Origin of the sequence: Paenibacillus sp. OK003 (genome assembly GCF_900109515.1) — a bacterium.
Taxonomy (GTDB): Bacteria; Bacillota; Bacilli; order Paenibacillales; family Paenibacillaceae; genus Paenibacillus; species Paenibacillus marchantiae.
The window spans coordinates 45,931-63,946 of the sequence record NZ_FOBD01000027.1; the positions used below are offsets into that span (position 1 = coordinate 45,931).

Here is an 18,016-nt window from a genome sequence, read left to right on the forward strand (position 1 = left end):
ATATTTTTCAAAAGGAGGTTAACGACTTGCGTGTAGATCCGAATACTTTGGAACTGACTGAAAGAGTTGTAAATATTAATCGCGTAGCTAAAGTAGTAAAAGGCGGACGCCGTTTCAGCTTTAGCGCACTGGTTGTAGTCGGCGACGGCAACGGCTGGGTTGGAGCTGGTATCGGTAAAGCGGGCGAAGTACCTGATGCAATTCGCAAAGGTATTGAAGACGCTAAGAAAAACCTTGTACACGTTCCACTCGTAGGAACATCGATTCCTCACTTGGTAACAGGTAAGTTCGGCGCAGGACGCGTTCTGTTGAAACCAGCATCTGAAGGTACTGGTGTTATCGCTGGTGGTCCTGTACGTGCGGTTCTCGAACTTGCTGGTGTAGGTGACATTTTGACAAAATCTCTGGGTTCTTCGAATTCCATGAACATGGTCAATGCGACTTTGGAAGGTTTGTCCCGTTTGAAGCGTGCTGAAGACGTGGCTAAACTGCGCGGAAAATCCGTCGAAGAGCTTCTGGGTTAAGGAGGGAATCTCATGGCTAAATTAGAAATTACCCTCGTCCGCAGCTTGATCGGACGTCCGGAGACGCAAAGAACAACTGTGAAAACATTGGGCTTGCGCAAAATCAACAGCAAAGTGGTTCAAAACGACAATCCTGCCATTCGTGGTATGATTAACAAAGTAAGCCACTTGGTAGCTGTTAAAGAAGTAGAAGCTTAAAAAAAGGGTTAATCCCACAAATCTTTAAGGAGGTGCAACGAACGATGAAGTTACATGAGCTTTCACCATCTCCTGGATCCCGCAAAGAACGTAAACGTCTTGGTCGCGGTCCAAGTAGTGGTACTGGTAAAACATCAGGTCGCGGTCACAAAGGACAAAACGCTCGTTCCGGCGGTGGTGTTCGTCCGGGCTTCGAAGGTGGACAAAATCCATTGTATCGTCGCTTGCCAAAACGCGGTTTCGTAAACCCAACTCGCAAAGAATATGCAGTTGTGAATACTGAAGACCTGAACAGTTTTGCTGCGGGTACTGAAGTAACTCCAGAATTCTTGATGACGAATGGCGTAGTTAAAAACGCTAAATCCGGAATCAAAATTCTGGGTAACGGTGAAGTCACTGTGAAGTTAACTGTTAAAGCTAACAAGTTTTCTCAATCTGCGGTGGAGAAAATTGAAGCTGCCGGCGGTAAAACCGAGGTGATTTAATGTTCAAGACCCTAAAGAATATCTGGCGGGTTGAAGATCTGCGCAAAAGGGTATTATTTACCCTTTTTGTACTGATCATTTACCGCATCGGATCCTTCGTTCCAGTACCTGGGGTTAATAAAGAGGTTTTCGAAGCGACAAATTCTGCGGGTAAAGAAGTTTTTGGACTTCTAAATACGTTCTCGGGCGGAGCGCTCTTTCAGTTCTCGATATTTGCGCTCGGGATCGTGCCTTACATCACTGCGTCTATCATAGTGCAGCTGCTTTCCATGGACGTTATTCCAAAATTAGCGGAGTGGGCAAAGCAGGGTGAACAAGGTAAGAAGAAATCTGCACAACTGACCCGTTATTTAACGGTAGGTCTGGCATTGATTCAAGCGTTTGGTACGTCGATCGGATTCAACCGCTTGTACAATACAGAAATGGTGCCTAATGCAACATTTGCAGATTATATCTTGATCGCAATTGTACTTACGGCCGGTACTTCATTCCTAATGTGGCTTGGTGAGCAGATCACCGAGAAGGGCATAGGAAACGGGATTTCGATTTTGATCTTTGCAGGTATCCTATCAACGGTTCCTAACATTATCAAACAAACGATCGAATCCGACTTTATCCAAGCTGATCAGCTGTTCATGAACATTCTTAAAGGGGTAATCGTCGCAATTGTTATTGTGCTGATTATCATAGGTGTCATTTACATCCAGCAGGCGATTCGGAAAATTCCTGTACAGTATGCTAAACGCGTCGTAGGTAACAAAATGTACGGTGGACAGAACACACATATCCCGCTGAAGATTAATGCAGCAGGTGTTATCCCTGTCATCTTTGCTTCATCTCTGTTGATGTTCCCATCGATCATCGCAAACTTCTGGGCTGATCGTGCATGGGCACAGTGGATCGGAGCCAATCTCACTACACATAAACCTCTGGGTATGTTACTGTATGTAGTGATGATTTTCGGGTTCACATTCTTCTATACTTTTGTACAGATGAATCCACAGCAGATGGCTGACAACATGAAAAAGAACGGCGGTTACATCCCAGGCATTCGTCCGGGTAAAGCAACCGAGAAATATCTGACCCGTGTCATGACTCGTTTGACAACGGCAGGTGCCATCTTCTTGGCAGTAATTTCCGTTCTGCCTGTAATTTTGGGGGCACTTTCTGGTTTGCCTCAATCTGCGCAAATTGGAGGAACATCTCTCCTGATCGTTATCGGTGTTGCGCTGGATACGATGAAGCAAATTGAAAGCCAATTGATCAAACGCCACTACAAAGGTTTTATCAATAAATAGGCAATAGGTACCGGTCAAGCTAAGATTTACTTGCCGGCACCTATTGTGCTGTTTGTTGATGTAGGGTAGTCTTGGAGGGAGTGACATAACGTGAACATCCTATTCATGGGCCCTCCGGGGGCAGGAAAAGGAACGCAAGCAGACGTCATTGTGAAAGAGTTCGGTATTCCCCACATTTCAACAGGCGATGCATTTCGTCTCGCGATTAAGCAGGGAACTCCCATTGGCCTGAAAGCCAAGGAATATATGGATCAAGGATTGTTAGTACCAGATGATGTAACGATCGGCATCGTTGAAGAACGTTTGCAGCAGCCTGATTGTAGAGAAGGATTCCTCTTGGATGGTTTTCCAAGAACCCTGTCTCAAGCAGAAGCGCTCGATGGTATTCTGGATCGACTGAACTCAGGTCTCGATCATGTAATCAACCTGAAAGTGGACCGCAACAAATTGCTCGCCCGTTTGACGGGTCGTCGTATTTGTAAGAACTGTGGCGCCACATATCATGTCGTGTTCAATCCGCCCAAGCAGGAAGGTATTTGTGATAAATGCGGCGGTGACTTGTACCAGCGCTCTGATGATAATGAAGAGAGCGTAGGCACACGTCTCGACGAATATATCAACAAAACAGCACCACTCCTCACATTTTATGAGAACAAAGGCCTTCTTCGTCAAATGGACGGAGAGCAGGATATCGATCAAGTTTCCCATGAAATCGTGTCCCTGCTGCGAGGATAATTGAATGATCATTGGTAAGTCCGAAACGGAACTGGGCTTGATGAGGGAAGCAGGGAGAATTGTTGCGGAAACGCATCGTCTCTTGGCAGAGCATATCGCTCCCGGTATTACGACTGGAGAACTTGACCATATGGCCGATCAATACATCCGCAGTCAAGGAGCTGTGCCGTCTTTCAAAGGTTATAACGGTTTCCCTGCCAGTGTGTGCGCTTCAGTGAATGAAGAGTTGGTGCATGGATTTCCCGGCAAACGAAAGTTGAACGAGGGCGATATCGTTACGTTTGACATTGGCGCGCAGTACCAGGGTTATCACGGAGATTCCGCCTGGACTTATCCAGTCGGCCGTATTTCCGAAGAAGCCCGTCGTCTTCTGGACGTTACCGAGGCTTCGTTATACGCAGGTCTGGCGCTGGTAAAACCGGACGTTCGCTTGTTTACAATATCTCATGCGATTCAGAAATATATTGAAGATGAAGGGTTCTCGGTAGTACGTGAATATGTCGGTCACGGTATAGGAGCGGATCTGCACGAAGAACCACAGATTCCGAACTATGGTCTTCCTGATCGGGGACCACGGCTTAAAGCGGGCATGGTGCTGGCCATAGAGCCGATGGTTAACGCAGGCAGACGGTATGTGAAAACGTTGGAAGATAACTGGACTGTCGTCACTGTTGATGGATCGTTATGCGCCCACTTTGAACACACCGTAGCAGTTACACATGAAGGCATGGAAATTTTCACAAAACTGAATGCGTAGGTGATAAGGCATGAACAATCAGTCTAATCCGCAGCTCGGTCAACTTGTGAAGATCCGTAAAGGCCGCAATGCGGACCAAGCCGCAGTAATTGTTGCTATAGCGGACAGTAAGTTCGTATATATTGCGGATGGGGACAAACGTAAGTTTGATCAACCCAAGAAGAAGAATATTCTTCATCTGGAACTCCAGCCGATGATTAGCAGCGAGGTTGTAAACAGTTTAAACGAGAGTGGTCGGGTGACAAACGGAAAGCTCCGCTATGCGGTTCATTCGTTTCTGGAATCCACCAACATTCAAGCTGAAGAGAAAGGAGACTGACTAATGGCCAAGGAAGATGTCATTGAAGTGGAAGGTACGGTTCTCGAACCGCTACCGAATGCAACGTTCAAGGTTGAGCTTGAGAACGGTCATCAAATTCTCGCTCACGTTTCCGGCAAGTTGCGGATGCACTTTATTCGTATCCTGACTGGAGACAAAGTAGTTGTTCAGTTATCACCTTATGATTTGACAAAAGGTCGTATAACTTACCGTAAATAGTAGTAGACAGTTGCAATGAACTGTGAAGCTTATGAAGCGGGTTTTGCCCGGCAAAACTTGCGAAAGCTTCGAAGCCGGTTTTACAATGGTAAAACAAGGTCAATGCTTACGAAGAGGGTTTTGCTAAGCAAAACTTTGAGGAGGTAATTCACATGAAGGTAAGACCTTCGGTCAAGCCGATTTGCGAAAAATGCAAAGTCATTCGCCGCAAAGGGAATGTTATGGTTATCTGTGAAAATCCGAAACACAAACAAAAACAAGGTTAAAGAAGGGGGTGTAGCGTAAAATGGCACGTATAGCTGGTGTGGATTTGCCACGTGATAAGCGCGTTGAGATCGCCTTGACTTATATTTTCGGAATCGGTAAAACGACTTCCCAGAAAATTCTGAGCACAACAGGCATCAATCGGGACACTCGTGTCCGTGATTTGACGGAAGATGAAGTCAGCAAATTGCGTGAAAGTATCGACAAAGAGGTCAAAGTTGAAGGTGACCTGCGTCGTGAAATCTCTTTGAATATTAAACGTTTGACGGAGATCGGTTGTTACCGTGGAGTTCGTCATCGTCGTGGTCTGCCTGTTCGTGGACAACGTACGAAAACGAATGCTCGTACTCGTAAAGGTCCTCGTCGTACTGTAGCGAACAAGAAGAAATAATAAGGGGGGATAAGAGAAAATGGCTAAACCGAAAAAAGTCGTACGTACTAAACGTCGTGACCGTAAAAATATTGAATCTGGCGTGGCACATATCCGCTCCACGTTCAATAACACTATCGTTACCATTACGGACCCTCACGGAAACGCAATTTCGTGGGCAAGCTCCGGCGGCCTCGGATTCAGAGGTTCCCGTAAATCGACTCCGTTTGCTGCACAAATGGCTGCTGAGACTGCTGCCAAAGCTGCAATGGAACATGGGATGAAAGCCGTTGAGGTTATGGTTAAAGGACCAGGCGCAGGCCGTGAAGCAGCGATCCGCTCTTTGCAAGCTGCTGGTCTTGAAGTTAACCTGATCAAAGACGTAACTCCAGTCCCACATAACGGATGCCGTCCTCCAAAACGTCGTCGTGTCTAATGAGATTTGCCCCTGCGTGTGGTATATTTCCGCCACAATCTGCTAATAATGGTTGTTTAGGCATACTACTACATGTTTTCGCAAGAGAAGGTAAATGTTTCATAGAGGACCGACGTTTTGAAGGAGGGGTATTGCAGTGATTGAAATCGAAAAGCCGAAAATTGAGACGGTAGACGTCAACGATGATGGCACCTATGGGAAATTCGTAGTAGAACCGCTGGAGCGCGGATACGGTACGACGCTTGGAAACTCGCTTCGTCGTATCTTGCTCTCGTCACTGCCGGGTGCGGCAGTGTCTTCGGTTCAAATCGATGGCGTTCTGCATGAATTTGCTACAGTTCCTGGCGTAATGGAAGATGTTACGGAGGTTATTCTTAACCTGAAAGCTTTGTCGCTCAAAATTCACTCAGACGAGGAGAAAGTGCTCGAGATTGATGCTGAAGGCGAGGGAGCAATTACGGCTGGAGATATCCGTGCTGACTCCGATGTGGAAATCCTTAACCCGGATTTGCACATTGCTACGCTCGGACCAGGTTCGAGACTTCACATGCGTATTTTTGCCAATCGCGGTCGCGGCTACGTCCAGGCAGATCGGAATAAACGCGATGACCAGCCGATCGGCGTCATCCCAGTCGATTCCATCTTCACCCCGATCAGCCGCGTTAACTACGCTGTGGAAAATACGCGTGTTGGCCAAGTAACCAACTATGACAAGCTCACGTTGGAAGTTTGGACTGACGGAAGTATTCGTCCTGAAGAGGCTGTAAGCCTTGGCGCTAAAATTTTGACCGAGCATCTGATGCTCTTCGTGGGTCTAACAGACGAAGCGAAAGATGCAGAGATTATGGTCGAAAAAGAAGAAGACAAAAAAGAAAAAGTACTCGAAATGACGATCGAAGAGCTGGATCTCTCTGTTCGTTCTTACAACTGCCTCAAACGTGCCGGTATTAATACCGTACAAGAGCTGACTACGAAAACGGAAGAAGACATGATGAAAGTCCGTAACCTCGGACGCAAGTCTTTGGAAGAAGTTCAAGAGAAGCTTGAGGAACTTGGTTTGGGACTCCGTACAGAAGAATAGACAGCCGAGTGCTTGAAGTGAAGGAGGGAAAACAATGGCATACCAAAAGTTGGGCCGTAATTCCAGCGCACGTAAAGCTTTGTTCCGTGACCTGGTAACCGACCTGTTCTTATACGAACGTATTCAGACAACTGAAGCGAAAGCAAAAGAGGTTCGCTCTATTGCTGAAAAACTGATCACTAAAGCGAAAAAGGGAGATCTTCATGCCCGTCGCCAAGTGGCAGCTTATGTTCGCCGCGAAACTATCGATGGTGAGCAAGATGCAATCCAAAAACTGTTTAGCGAATTGTCCGGTCGTTACGCTGAGCGTCCAGGTGGATACACTCGTATCCTGAAACTGGGACCTCGTCGTGGTGACGCTGCGCCTATGGTTTACTTGGAACTGGTTGACCGCGCGTAAAACAGATGAGATGAGGAAAGGGGACAGAATCACTGATTCTGGATTAACCCTTTTTTTCTCTTCATTCGGAATTCGTGCTGTAATAGAAGCTCCGAAAGGGGCTTCTTTTGCTGTTCGGGATAGGCACATGTATAGTATGGAACAAAGGTGTGGTAATGATGCGCAACTTGTGTATGACGTTAACTTATGATGGCACTGCCTATTACGGCTTTCAGGTTCAACCAGGAGGGAATACCATTCAGGACCATCTTGAAGATGCCATTCGTGCTTTAACCGGTGAGAAGGTTAAAATTACGGGTTCAGGCAGAACGGATGCAGGCGTTCACGCACGCAGACAGATCTTCAATTTCCCTACGGAATCCCAGATCCCGATTGAACGATGGTGTATGGCGCTCAACTCCAGATTACCATCCGATATTATCGTGATTGATGCGGTTGAAGTACCAAACGATTTTCATTCTCGCTATGCTGCGAAAAAGAAAACGTATCGGTATACCGTCAATGCGAATCAATTCCCGGATGTATTCAACCGGAGGCTGCAATATCATCACCATGCCAAGCTGGACATTGCGGCAATGCAGGAGGGGTTGCGTCATTTTATTGGTACGTATGATTTCACCTCCTTTGCTTCACGCAAGTCTCAGAAAGACAATCATGTACGTTCGGTATACGAAGCATGGATAGAAGTGGACCGTTCCATGTGTAGGGACCATCCACGCGATCAGGGTGTCATTCACATCTATGTGAGTGGTAACGGCTTTTTGCAGCATATGGTTCGTATTATTGTAGGTACACTGCTGGAGGTCGGAGAGGGCAAACGGAAAGCCTCTGACGTACCGAATGTGATTGCTGCTTGTAATCGTTCTGCTGCAGGACCTACTGCGGTTAGCTGCGGTTTAATGCTCTGGGACCTTGAATACAGAAAAGATTAAATTAGCGAAGTGAAATGCTTAATTAACACTTGCGATTTAAGCTCCTATCATGTAATATAAAAGTTGTGTTTTCTTAATGGCTTTCCCACAGCCCCAATTAAGAGGGTCACAACGAAAGAACTATCCATCAACACCTAAAGTTATCACTTAATGAATGAAGATAAATGAATATAATGATGTTGAACATTTTAAGGAGGAACTTTTCATGCGTACCACGTACATGGCGAAGCCTAACGAAGTTGAGCGCCAATGGCACATCATTGATGCCGAAGGCAAAACGCTCGGACGTTTGGCGAGCGAAGCAGCTGCTTTGATCCGCGGCAAACATAAGCCACAATTCACTCCACATGTGGACACTGGCGATTTCGTTGTTATCATCAATGCAGAGAAAATTGTATTGACTGGTAAAAAAATGCAAGGTAAAAAATACTACCGTCACTCGATGCACCCAGGTGGTTTGAAAGTAACTACTGCTGAAGAGATGGTTAAAAACAAACCGGAACGTATGTTGGAATTGGCTGTTCGCGGTATGCTTCCTAAAACTCGCATGGGCGAGAAAATGAAGTTGAGACTTAAAGCGTACAGAGGCACTGAGCATCCACATGCAGCACAAAAACCAGAAGTTTATGAACTTCGCGGTTAATTAAAAGGAGGACAGTTTCATGGCACAAGTACAATACTATGGGACAGGTCGTCGTAAACATTCGGTAGCTCGTGTTCGCCTTGTACCGGGTGAAGGACGCATTGTCATCAATAAACGTGATATTAATGAATACTTCGGTTTGGAAACACTCAAACTGATCGTAAAACAACCACTGAACCTGACAGAAACACTCAGCAACTATGATGTTCTTGTTATCGCTCATGGTGGCGGAATCTCCGGTCAAGCCGGCGCGATCCGTCATGGTATCTCCCGCGCTCTGTTGAAAGCAGATCCGGAATACCGTGCTTCCCTGAAAAAAGCAGGATTCCTGACTCGTGACCCACGGATGAAAGAGCGTAAAAAATACGGTCTCAAAGCCGCACGTCGCGCACCTCAGTTCTCCAAACGTTAATATGCATTACAAGCCTTTGGCCTCGGTCAAAGGCTTTTTTGTATTTACAGACCAATAGGTGTATTAAATGCTTTTTACTTCAGAAGATGCACCAAAGTATCTTCAGGTTCCTCTGTATCGGTTAAAGTTTCTTCCTCCAGCTAATATCCCAGTAAACTCAACCCTCCTATAGCACAAAGATCAAATTTGCAGGTTAGGTTCATTTTTCATTCTCATTTTACATCAGTATTTCTTATGGTTTTGATAAAGGTTCCTTACAATTGAAGAAGACGTCCTCCCCTTTTATTTCAATATTAGATCCTTCTCGCTCTTCTAAATTTCTTCGGATCTATAGAGTTGTTCTATACTTCTTTTTATCAAATAGACCCCATAAACCCAGTAGTAGCAAAGGATTTCAATGATCAGGAGATGAGAACAAGGTGAAAATCGATGATGCTCCCCATGATGATTTTATCCACAAATCAATTCAATGCGTAATTAAGACCAATTTATTTTCAAAATGAACACCAAATAAATGGGCTTAAACTGATGTATTTTACCATATGGCAGGCATTGACATCCCCAATGAAAGATTTATACTATACATAATTCATATTAGATTAGTCGGCTTTAGTGATTGTTGAAATGCAGAATGGGGGAAATGCAGACATGAACTTGTTGGAGAAAGAAGAACTTGCACGGACGAAGGCTGAAGAATTGGAAAACGCAAGTCCAGAGGATATTATTCGTTACGCTATTGAGACGTTTCCAAATATCACTTTTGCATGCAGCTTTGGTGCAGAGGATGTTGTACTTGTAGATATGCTTCAGAAGATTAGCCCATCTACGGATATATTTTATCTGGATACCGATTTTCATTTCAAGGAAACATACGAGACTCGTGACAAAATGAAGGAGAAATACAATCTTGATTTTGTACGTGTATCACCGAAAATTACTCCTGAGGAGCAGGCAGCTCAACATGGAGATGAATTGTGGAAATCGGATCCTAATGCTTGTTGTAATATTCGGAAGGTTGAGCCGCTGACACGTATTCTTTCCCAGTACGATGCATGGATTACCGGTATTCGGAGAGATCAAGCACCGACACGTGCAAATTCCAAGAAGGTCGAATACGATGCTAAGTTTGGACTTATGAAGTTTAACCCGATTGCACACTGGACTACAGAGGATGTATGGGATTATATTCGTGTTAATAATGTCGTGTACAATCCGCTGCATGATCAAAATTACCCGAGTATCGGTTGTGAGTATTGCACACGTCAAGTTATGCCAGGAGAAGATCCACGTGCGGGACGCTGGTCTGGGAATGAAAAAACAGAATGTGGTCTTCATAAATAATTTAGTCTGAGTAAACTATGGATTGTATAATGCAACGAATTCATTCTTGATATTATAAAAAATGGTGAAACAGGGAGCTGACAAGATGACTTCGATTCTGCCTCATGGAGGTACGCTGATTCAGCGTGTCGTACAAGGAGAAGAACGGGAACAATTATTACGAGAGAGTGAGAAACTGTCCTCTTTACGTATTAACAGCTGGACAATTTCGGATTTGGATCTCATTGGTGTGGGTGCATTCTCACCGCTTCAAGGTTTCATGAATGAAGAAGACTACCTTTCGGTTATATCTCGTATGCGTCTTGCAGATGGAACAGTCTGGAGTATACCTATTACCCTGGCTGTAGATGAGCAGCAGGCTGCATTACTCCAGATCGGTGAGACTGTCGCACTTATTGGCGATGATGATGGAGTAACTTATGGATTGCTGGAAGTGAAGAGCTTATATAAAGTAGATCAGGGTGAAGAAGCGCGTCGTGTCTTCAAGACGGATGATCCAGAGCACCCGGGTGTGAAGAAACTGCTGGAACGACCTGCAACGTATGTAGGAGGTCCAATTCAAGTGCTGAATCGTCCTAAACCGGTCAAGTTCGAACAGTTCTATTATGATCCTGCTGAGACACGGAAAACGTTCCAGGATAAAGGCTGGAAGACGGTTGTCGGTTTTCAGACGCGTAATCCGGTCCACCGTGCCCATGAGTACATTCAGAAGACTGCAATGGAGATTGTGGACGCCCTGTTCTTAAATCCGCTTGTAGGCGAAACGAAGTCTGATGACGTGCCTGCCGATGTACGAATGAAGAGTTATCTGGTTTTGCTGGAGAACTATTATCCGGCTGATCGTGCGTTCCTAGGCGTATTCCCGGCAGCTATGCGTTATGCTGGCCCAAGAGAGGCCATTTTCCACGCGATAGTACGTAAAAATTATGGTTGTACTCACTTTATTGTAGGCCGTGACCATGCAGGTGTGGGTGACTACTACGGAACGTATGAAGCGCAGGAGATATTTACTAACTTCACACCGGAAGAACTCGGTATCACGCCTTTGTTCTTTGAACATAGTTTTTTCTGCACCAAATGTGGCAACATGGCATCAAGCAAAACCTGCCCGCATGATAAAGAACACCATATGGCTCTGTCTGGCACGAAAGTACGTGGGTTGCTACGAGATGGCCAATGCCCTCCACCTGAATTTACGCGCCCAGAGGTAGCTGAGGTGCTGATTGAAGGAATGGCCGAGCAAGTCCGCTCCTAACGGTATATTTGTCCATCTTGTCCCATATAGATGATTAGAGTCATTTATAGGGACGAGGTGGTTTTTTTATGCGTAAAAATATGGGGAAGCACTTTGTGATCTGGATTAGGTTACGCACCATGAAGAGGGTCATGTTAAGCCTTTGTTTACTTGCCATGTTTGTGGCGGTGGTGACGTATGAGTTGCCCTCCTCCAAAATGTCCGGTTACTGGGGGCTGCCATTAGCGGGAAAAGTCATAGCTATTGATGCAGGACATGGTGGGCCAGATGGTGGGGCAGTGAGTAAGCAGGGAGTCATTGAGAAAGATATCAATTTATCCATTGCGCTGTACGTACGAGATTATCTGCAGCAAGCAGGGGCCTTGGTTGTGATGACCCGAGAAATAGACACCGATCTGGCTGCATCTGATACCAAAGGGTACTCCAAACGCAAGACGGAGGATCTGAAACAAAGAGTAAGAAGAATCGAGGATAAGCAGGCAGATCTCTTTATCAGCATTCATATGAACAGTGTACCTTCGAACCGCTGGAGTGGCGCTCAAGTTTTTTATACACCCAATCATCCCGATAATGAAGGATTAGCCAATCTGCTTCAGCAAGAAATGATTCGTAATCTGGAAAATACAGATCGAATCGCGAAAACGGTAAATACCGTTTATTTGCTCCAGGCGTTAAAAATTCCCTCGGCACTGGTGGAGGTCGGTTTCCTTTCTCACCCGGAAGAGGCGCGTCTGCTTGCTGATGAGACCTATCAGCGTAAAGTGGCTGCCTCCATCTATAACGGGATTCTCCGTTATTCGTCAGGGGAACGTCCTAAAAGTTAGTCACAATGAGAAAGGTAATGATATAATTGGATCAGCATACCTAATTACATGCCAATAGATAAAGCTGAGGTGCTGTCTGATGTTATCAAAAGAACAGATACTTGAACTATTGCAACCGTTGCAGGAACCGCAATTGGGCGTAAGTTTGACTGAACTGCAGTGGGTCCGTGATGTCATGGTTAAAGAAAATCATGTTGCTCTTACTATGGTGACGCTGGAGAACCGCACAGAGGATACAACTGCTCTAAGCGATGCCGCGCGCAACCTGTTGTCCCAACACGGAGTGAATGATGTACATATTCGTCTGCGTGCAGCGTCAGAGCATGAGCGTGAGAGCTTGAACATAGGACAAGCGGATCATGAGGAAGACCAGGACGAAGTGCTTGTCAAAGGCCATGCAGCAGGGCTGGACGGACATGAGTTGTTAAGTCCTGAATCCGGCGTACGTTTTATTGCTGTTGCTAGTGGTAAAGGCGGCGTCGGCAAATCGACGGTAACCGTTAATTTGGCTGCGGCTCTGGCACGTCAAGGCAAGAAGGTTGGCTTGATTGATGCAGATATATATGGCTTCAGTGTACCTGACATGATGGGCATTGAGGAATATCCAGTCGTTGAGGACGGGGTTATCCAACCCGTTGAGCGTTTCGGCGTAAAAGTGATGTCGATGGGATTCTTTATTCGAGAGAATAACCCGGTGATCTGGCGTGGACCTATGTTGGGGCGGATGTTGCGCCAATTCTTTACCGATGTAAACTGGGGAGAGTTGGATTATATGCTGCTTGATCTGCCTCCGGGTACGGGGGATGTCGCACTAGACGTACACCAGATGCTGCCTCACAGCAAAGAAATCATCGTTACAACACCTCATGCAACCGCTGCCTTTGTAGCTGCACGTGCAGGTGCCATGGCCATTCAGACGGAACATGAGCTGCTTGGTGTCGTTGAGAACATGGCGTATTATGAATGTAGCAAATGCGGAGAGAAAGATTATGTATTTGGCCGGGGCGGTGGGGGTACTCTTGCCGAGAGTCTTCATACAGAGCTGCTTGCGCAGATTCCACTGGGAGCGCCGGATAATCATATTTCGGAGCCGGATTTTTCACCATCCGTGTATAAAGCGGATTCAAGTATCGGTGCGATCTACGACGAGGTTGCCCAGACTGTTGATGCCAAGTTTTAGATTTTCTAACGACGTAAAATATATAAAAAGGCCCACATCCATGGATGTGGGCTTTTTTTCAACATGTGGCTAACTTTTAACTTTAGAGTAGTATCACTTATGATCCTCCATTACTTCCGTCGCCACCACTGTTGCCATCACTACTACCGTCACTGCTTCCGCTTCCGCCATCCCCATTGTCGTCTTTGCTTTGGCCCTCCTGTTTGCCGCCTTGTTCTGTTTTGGGTTGCAGCTCATCCTGGACTACCTTTTTAAGCAAAGTCAGCACTTCCATCCGAAATAAAGGATTTTGCATGACTTCCTGCATAACGGTCATCGTTTGTTTACGATATTCGGGCGTTTTGGTCATATCCATGAACATCTTGGACACTTCAGGAGATTTCATGACATCCCCAATGGATTTTTGATACGTTGGATCTTTGATTAATTGCATATGCAGTTGCTTGCTTTGGGAGTTAATCACTTTGGCGAATTCACCTGCAAACTGTGGATCCGTCATAATTTTCTCGAATTCCTTCTGGTATTCAGGAGCCGTGATGGTATCTTTTACAGCTATACGTATTTGTTCTGAAGATTGCATAGGCATTAACATTTTCATACCCACTGTTCCAGATCCACCACCAGAAGCCCCACTTTGCCCAGAAGCACCACCTTCACCACCACCAGACGAACTTTGTCCAGTGAGAGCTTCCTCGACCGCCTTTTTACCTTCGTCACTTTTGAGAATATCCACGACCATCGTTTTCATCTCTTTATAACCGCCCTGAGGAGGCGAATAATTCTGATCTGAGCCACAGCCGGCGAGCATGACGGATAGTCCAAGTACGACACAGCATAACTGCCACAAAGGCCGTTTCATGTGCACAACCCCTCCTTGATTAGATACTGGATGTAGTATGTGATGGGAAACCGCTAAATATGTTGAATGATGATGGTTTTTTGCTGTGAAGGTTGGTAAAATAAACTCTCGGGGGTGGAAAACATTTGAATTTACGTAAATGGTTTTTCCTATTTTGGTCCGCTTTGCTTATAGGGGCTGCAGGATCATTAGTGACGGGTCTAATTATGATGTTGGTTAATGGTGAAAAAACGAATGGAATGACGGATTTTTTGATTTATCTTCTGATCTTGTTTGGTTCCGGTATTATGATTAGCGTATATTCGCAAATGGGTTTTTTCGCATACTTGATATTGAACTATATGGGCAAAGGTGTATTTTCGAAACGCAGTTGGCAAATGGTACAGATTGTTCTAACCGTTTTGGCGCTGCTTGATGTCATGTTTTTACGTTTGTTTGTTGGAGGGGAACGAGAACGGCTATCCGATATTGTGCTTGGCATCATTATTTTGGCAGCTGGAATTGTTACCGCTTACGTAAAGGTGAAACAGACACATATTTCGGCGCTGGTGCCTACACTCTTTTTCATGGTGGCTGTTACCGTGGTGGAAACGATCGGTGTGCTGCGAATTGATGTGAATGCGGCTACCATCTTTATTGTGGTTCCACTGTTAATCTGTAATGCATACCAAATGCTGATATTGCACAGGCTGGTTGATGGGTCCATGGAGCAGCGGTTGAATGGAAACACCAAGGTGCAAGAAAGTCAAGCGTAGCAATTATCTTAAAAAAACGCCAAAAAGAGCTAACCTGGTTAGCTCTTTTCATTTATGGCGCTTCAGCCCTTTTACAGGACGTGGAGATGTTCAGAAGGCAAGCTTACAGTTTGCATCAGCTATACTGTTTTAATTAACGTTTACTGTGCACTGGCTTGGTCGCGAACTTCTGTTCCTTTGACACTTGAATGGTTAAGCAGCTCAGAAACCGTCACGAATTCATACCCTTGATTTTTTAACTTGTCGATAATGACCGGTAATGCTTCATGCGTTTGTTTCGAGGAATCACTGGCGTGCAGCAGCACAATGTCACCCGGATGCGCCTTGCTAACTACACGATCAACAATGGTCTGAACACCAGGGTTCTTCCAATCCTGCGAATCGGTGTCCCATTGGACAACCTGATAATTCAGACTGCTGGCAACCTGGAGAACACGTTTGTCAAAGTCGCCGTTAGGCAGACGCAGCAATTTCGGTTCTTTTCCCGTTAAATCGGTTAAAATGCTATGAGCTGTCGAAATTTCCTTGCGGATTTCCTCTTCAGTCAGACTGCTGTAATTATCATGCTTGTGACCATGACTGCCAATTTCGTATCCTGCGTCTTTGATGGCTGTTACAATCTCGGGATGTGTCTTACTCCAAGGGGAGGACAAGAAGAACGTTGCCTTCTGAACTTTATTATCTTGGAGGACCTTCAGAATAGGCTCCGTCCTTTTATCTCCCCAGCTAATGTCAAAGGTGAGTGCAATAACCTTCTTCTCGGTTGGAACGCTGTATACGGCGGATGGTGCATCCTCCGAGAATACAGAAATATTGCCGCTCTCCAGATAAATAATCCCGATAGCAAAGACGGCAGCAACCAGTACAATCAGGAAACGTTTGATCTTTTTGCCGCTAAATACATAGAACGAGTTCATTTCAATAAGCGCCCCTCTCCCATAAGAAATGCTTGTTTACTCTCCAATGTATGCTCGTACCTCGCAGTTATTCGTATCAGACGTTTGTTTGTCCAACATCTTGGTTCCACAGGAGGATATTATGTTAAAATTCAGTACATTTCTTAGAGTTTTAGGTTCCATTCGTGGTGCATTAATCTGGTCGGTCGTATTGTTTGTTGTTGGAATAGGCGCTGGATGGGTGAGTACAGGACCACTTGAGGATATATTGTTGAATCAAATCGGGGGACTAAGGGAGGTTAGTGAGCGGCTGGAGCAGGGGAGCAATGTGCAATGGAACTTCTTCCTCTTTATCTTTTTCAATAATGCCATCAAAAGTGTACTTGTCATCTATGCCGGTATATTCTTCGGAATTTTGCCTGTCGTTTTCCTGCTGATCAATGGGATGGTCCTTGGATTTGTAGTACACACCACGATGAATTATGGAGCAAGTTTCTATGATATTGTGGTTAAAGGTTTACTTCCGCATGGCATTATTGAGATTCCGGTTATTATTATCGCTTGTGCATTCGGTCTAAGGTTTGGTGGATTAGCTCTCAAAAGTCTTGGTCAATTTGGCGGGGAGAAACGAAATACGATTGGCAGCCAATGGAGTGCGTTTATGCGCACAACGGTAACTGCATCCTTCTGGATTGTTATTTTGCTTTTTGTTGCAGCCATTATCGAAAGTACAATTACCTACAGCTTAGTGCGTGGATAAATTTGTATGGGATGACATTCATAAATTTTCAGAAAGTTGACCATAACAATAAAACGGGTTTCAGTAGCAACCACCAAAGGACAAATAAAGATGATCCTGGTTTGCTACTAAAACCGGCGCTGTCCGATATATAGCCTGAATTAAAGGGGCTCGAATATGACATACACTGGGACACGCCATTATCCATATGCAGAAAAAGGAGAACTCTAATGCTGGGTATGCTGTTTAACGAGAAGGAATGCAAGGAACTGGATTATGTATTGCGCAAAGAGCTTGATGAAATGTTGTTCGACTTAAGTGACAACCGTCTCGATCAAGAAATTAAATACGCCATAGCGAGTCGCTACAAGACTGTGTTCCGTATGTATGCGCGCTTTGCGCCACCCAAAGAGCTATCCAAATATGCTAGAGGTGGCAAACTAAAAAAATCCAAGCCATAATGATGTGGTCAGTGGAAAGCTGAAGTTCACCATATAAGAGAGGTGCGGCCCGTAAAGCCAGCGCTGTACCTCAGACACCATGAATCAGTAATAGGTAGAATAGGCGGCTTTGAAAAGGGATATGAAACATTTTGTCGAAAAAGGGTTGACCTTTTTTGTTCAATATGATAAATTAATTTTCGTTCCTTTTTTAAGGAAAAGTTAACCGGAACAAGCCCTGGAATAAAGCGATTGAAAATAAATCGAAAAAAAGTGCTTGCAAAGTAAACTTAAACATGATATATTATAAAAGTCGCCGCTGAAAACACGGTGACAAAGAAAAAAGAAACAAATTGAATGTTTGATCTTTGAAAACTGAACAACGAGTGAGTAAACATTCTGCTTGCAGAATGAACGCGAAAGTTCGAGACAAGCCTTGGTTTGAATCGACTGGAGCACAAATGAGATTTTTAATCTCGTCAGTTTCAAAATGAGCTTATCGCTCTTTTCAATACCACCGATGATTTTCATAGCTTCTAACGATGCTTCTGAAATTCATCTTTATTGGAGAGTTTGATCCTGGCTCAGGACGAACGCTGGCGGCATGCCTAATACATGCAAGTCGAGCGGACTTGAAGAGAAGCTTGCTTCTCC

25 protein-coding genes and 1 rRNA gene are annotated in these 18,016 nt (G+C 45.1%); 24 read left to right on the forward strand and 2 right to left on the reverse strand.

The window, feature by feature from the left end; translation table 11 throughout:
- Positions 1–26 precede the first annotated feature (26 nt).
- The 20 genes from rpsE to BMW94_RS28245 all read left to right on the forward strand — a co-directional run bounded on the left by rpsE (position 27) and on the right by BMW94_RS28245 (position 13,673).
- Positions 27–524, forward strand: a complete 498-nt coding sequence (gene rpsE / locus BMW94_RS28150; protein ID WP_017692091.1) for a 30S ribosomal protein S5 — start codon at positions 27–29, stop codon at positions 522–524.
- A 12-nt stretch (positions 525–536) separates the two neighbouring features.
- Positions 537–722 carry a 50S ribosomal protein L30 gene (gene rpmD, locus BMW94_RS28155; protein WP_017692092.1) on the forward strand — a complete coding sequence of 62 codons (186 nt, stop codon included), beginning with the start codon at positions 537–539 and terminating at the stop codon, positions 720–722.
- Positions 723–766: 44 nt separating this feature from the next.
- Positions 767–1,207 (forward strand): 50S ribosomal protein L15, encoded by a 441-nt coding sequence (rplO, locus tag BMW94_RS28160; protein ID WP_062329463.1) that lies wholly within the window; start codon positions 767–769, stop codon positions 1,205–1,207.
- Positions 1,207–2,505 carry a preprotein translocase subunit SecY gene (gene secY / locus BMW94_RS28165; RefSeq protein WP_091001950.1) on the forward strand — a complete coding sequence of 433 codons (1,299 nt, stop codon included), beginning with the start codon at positions 1,207–1,209 and terminating at the stop codon, positions 2,503–2,505. Before rplO ends, secY begins: the two co-directional genes overlap by 1 nt.
- A gap of 90 nt (positions 2,506–2,595) precedes the next feature.
- Positions 2,596–3,240, forward strand: a complete 645-nt coding sequence (locus tag BMW94_RS28170; protein WP_024633570.1) for an adenylate kinase — start codon at positions 2,596–2,598, stop codon at positions 3,238–3,240.
- A gap of 4 nt (positions 3,241–3,244) precedes the next feature.
- Entirely contained in the window at positions 3,245–3,997 is a 753-nt protein-coding gene (gene map / locus BMW94_RS28175; RefSeq protein ID WP_053779202.1) for a type I methionyl aminopeptidase, read from the forward strand.
- 10 nt (positions 3,998–4,007) lie between these two features.
- The gene (locus tag BMW94_RS28180; protein ID WP_024633568.1) at positions 4,008–4,316 is read left to right on the forward strand and encodes a KOW domain-containing RNA-binding protein; all 309 of its coding nucleotides are present in this window, start codon (positions 4,008–4,010) and stop codon (positions 4,314–4,316) included.
- Positions 4,317–4,319: 3 nt separating this feature from the next.
- Positions 4,320–4,535 (forward strand): translation initiation factor IF-1, encoded by a 216-nt coding sequence (infA, locus tag BMW94_RS28185; protein WP_017692098.1) that lies wholly within the window; start codon positions 4,320–4,322, stop codon positions 4,533–4,535.
- Positions 4,536–4,687: 152 nt separating this feature from the next.
- Positions 4,688–4,801, forward strand: a complete 114-nt coding sequence (gene rpmJ / locus BMW94_RS28190) for a 50S ribosomal protein L36 (RefSeq protein ID WP_003333770.1) — start codon at positions 4,688–4,690, stop codon at positions 4,799–4,801.
- A 20-nt stretch (positions 4,802–4,821) separates the two neighbouring features.
- On the forward strand, positions 4,822–5,190 hold the full coding sequence (rpsM, locus tag BMW94_RS28195; protein WP_053779200.1) for a 30S ribosomal protein S13: 369 nt from the start codon (positions 4,822–4,824) through the stop codon (positions 5,188–5,190).
- A 19-nt stretch (positions 5,191–5,209) separates the two neighbouring features.
- The gene (rpsK, locus tag BMW94_RS28200) at positions 5,210–5,605 is read left to right on the forward strand and encodes a 30S ribosomal protein S11 (RefSeq protein ID WP_017692100.1); all 396 of its coding nucleotides are present in this window, start codon (positions 5,210–5,212) and stop codon (positions 5,603–5,605) included.
- A gap of 136 nt (positions 5,606–5,741) precedes the next feature.
- The gene (locus tag BMW94_RS28205) at positions 5,742–6,686 is read left to right on the forward strand and encodes a DNA-directed RNA polymerase subunit alpha (protein ID WP_017692101.1); all 945 of its coding nucleotides are present in this window, start codon (positions 5,742–5,744) and stop codon (positions 6,684–6,686) included.
- Between the two features lie 34 nt (positions 6,687–6,720).
- Positions 6,721–7,086, forward strand: a complete 366-nt coding sequence (gene rplQ / locus BMW94_RS28210; protein WP_017692102.1) for a 50S ribosomal protein L17 — start codon at positions 6,721–6,723, stop codon at positions 7,084–7,086.
- 158 nt (positions 7,087–7,244) lie between these two features.
- Positions 7,245–8,018 carry a tRNA pseudouridine(38-40) synthase TruA gene (gene truA, locus BMW94_RS28215; protein ID WP_091001951.1) on the forward strand — a complete coding sequence of 258 codons (774 nt, stop codon included), beginning with the start codon at positions 7,245–7,247 and terminating at the stop codon, positions 8,016–8,018.
- 205 nt (positions 8,019–8,223) lie between these two features.
- On the forward strand, positions 8,224–8,661 hold the full coding sequence (gene rplM, locus BMW94_RS28220) for a 50S ribosomal protein L13 (RefSeq protein WP_024633564.1): 438 nt from the start codon (positions 8,224–8,226) through the stop codon (positions 8,659–8,661).
- Between the two features lie 19 nt (positions 8,662–8,680).
- Complete coding sequence (gene rpsI / locus BMW94_RS28225; protein WP_024633563.1) at positions 8,681–9,073, forward strand: 30S ribosomal protein S9; 393 nt, start codon at positions 8,681–8,683, stop codon at positions 9,071–9,073.
- Positions 9,074–9,721: 648 nt separating this feature from the next.
- The gene (locus tag BMW94_RS28230) at positions 9,722–10,414 is read left to right on the forward strand and encodes a phosphoadenylyl-sulfate reductase (RefSeq protein WP_091001952.1); all 693 of its coding nucleotides are present in this window, start codon (positions 9,722–9,724) and stop codon (positions 10,412–10,414) included.
- An 85-nt stretch (positions 10,415–10,499) separates the two neighbouring features.
- Positions 10,500–11,669: a sulfate adenylyltransferase gene (sat, locus tag BMW94_RS28235; RefSeq protein ID WP_091001953.1), complete on the forward strand. Its 1,170-nt coding sequence runs from the start codon at positions 10,500–10,502 to the stop codon at positions 11,667–11,669.
- A 68-nt stretch (positions 11,670–11,737) separates the two neighbouring features.
- On the forward strand, positions 11,738–12,493 hold the full coding sequence (gene cwlD, locus BMW94_RS28240) for an N-acetylmuramoyl-L-alanine amidase CwlD (protein ID WP_091001954.1): 756 nt from the start codon (positions 11,738–11,740) through the stop codon (positions 12,491–12,493).
- Between the two features lie 79 nt (positions 12,494–12,572).
- Positions 12,573–13,673, forward strand: coding sequence for an Mrp/NBP35 family ATP-binding protein (locus tag BMW94_RS28245; RefSeq protein ID WP_063567433.1), 1,101 nt, complete (start codon positions 12,573–12,575; stop codon positions 13,671–13,673).
- Positions 13,674–13,770: 97 nt separating this feature from the next.
- On the opposite strand, the gene gerD is transcribed toward BMW94_RS28245, so the two are convergent.
- Positions 13,771–14,532, reverse strand: coding sequence for a spore germination lipoprotein GerD (gene gerD / locus BMW94_RS28250; RefSeq protein ID WP_063567434.1), 762 nt, complete (start codon positions 14,530–14,532; stop codon positions 13,771–13,773).
- A 125-nt stretch (positions 14,533–14,657) separates the two neighbouring features.
- Between gerD and BMW94_RS28255 the strand changes: the two genes are divergently transcribed.
- A complete protein-coding gene (locus tag BMW94_RS28255) occupies positions 14,658–15,287 on the forward strand; it encodes a KinB-signaling pathway activation protein (RefSeq protein ID WP_091001955.1) in 630 nt (209 codons plus the stop codon).
- A 140-nt stretch (positions 15,288–15,427) separates the two neighbouring features.
- Here BMW94_RS28255 and pdaB read toward each other — a convergent pair whose 3' ends face one another.
- Entirely contained in the window at positions 15,428–16,204 is a 777-nt protein-coding gene (pdaB, locus tag BMW94_RS28260) for a polysaccharide deacetylase family sporulation protein PdaB (RefSeq protein ID WP_076292179.1), read from the reverse strand.
- A gap of 121 nt (positions 16,205–16,325) precedes the next feature.
- On the opposite strand from pdaB, the gene BMW94_RS28265 reads away from it, so the two are divergent.
- The 3 genes from BMW94_RS28265 to BMW94_RS28275 form a co-directional block, all read left to right on the forward strand.
- A complete protein-coding gene (locus BMW94_RS28265; protein WP_091001956.1) occupies positions 16,326–16,943 on the forward strand; it encodes a stage II sporulation protein M in 618 nt (205 codons plus the stop codon).
- Between the two features lie 209 nt (positions 16,944–17,152).
- Positions 17,153–17,383 carry a hypothetical protein gene (locus BMW94_RS28270; RefSeq protein WP_017692114.1) on the forward strand — a complete coding sequence of 77 codons (231 nt, stop codon included), beginning with the start codon at positions 17,153–17,155 and terminating at the stop codon, positions 17,381–17,383.
- A gap of 540 nt (positions 17,384–17,923) precedes the next feature.
- A 16S ribosomal RNA gene (locus BMW94_RS28275) occupies positions 17,924–18,016 on the forward strand; the annotation flags it as partial.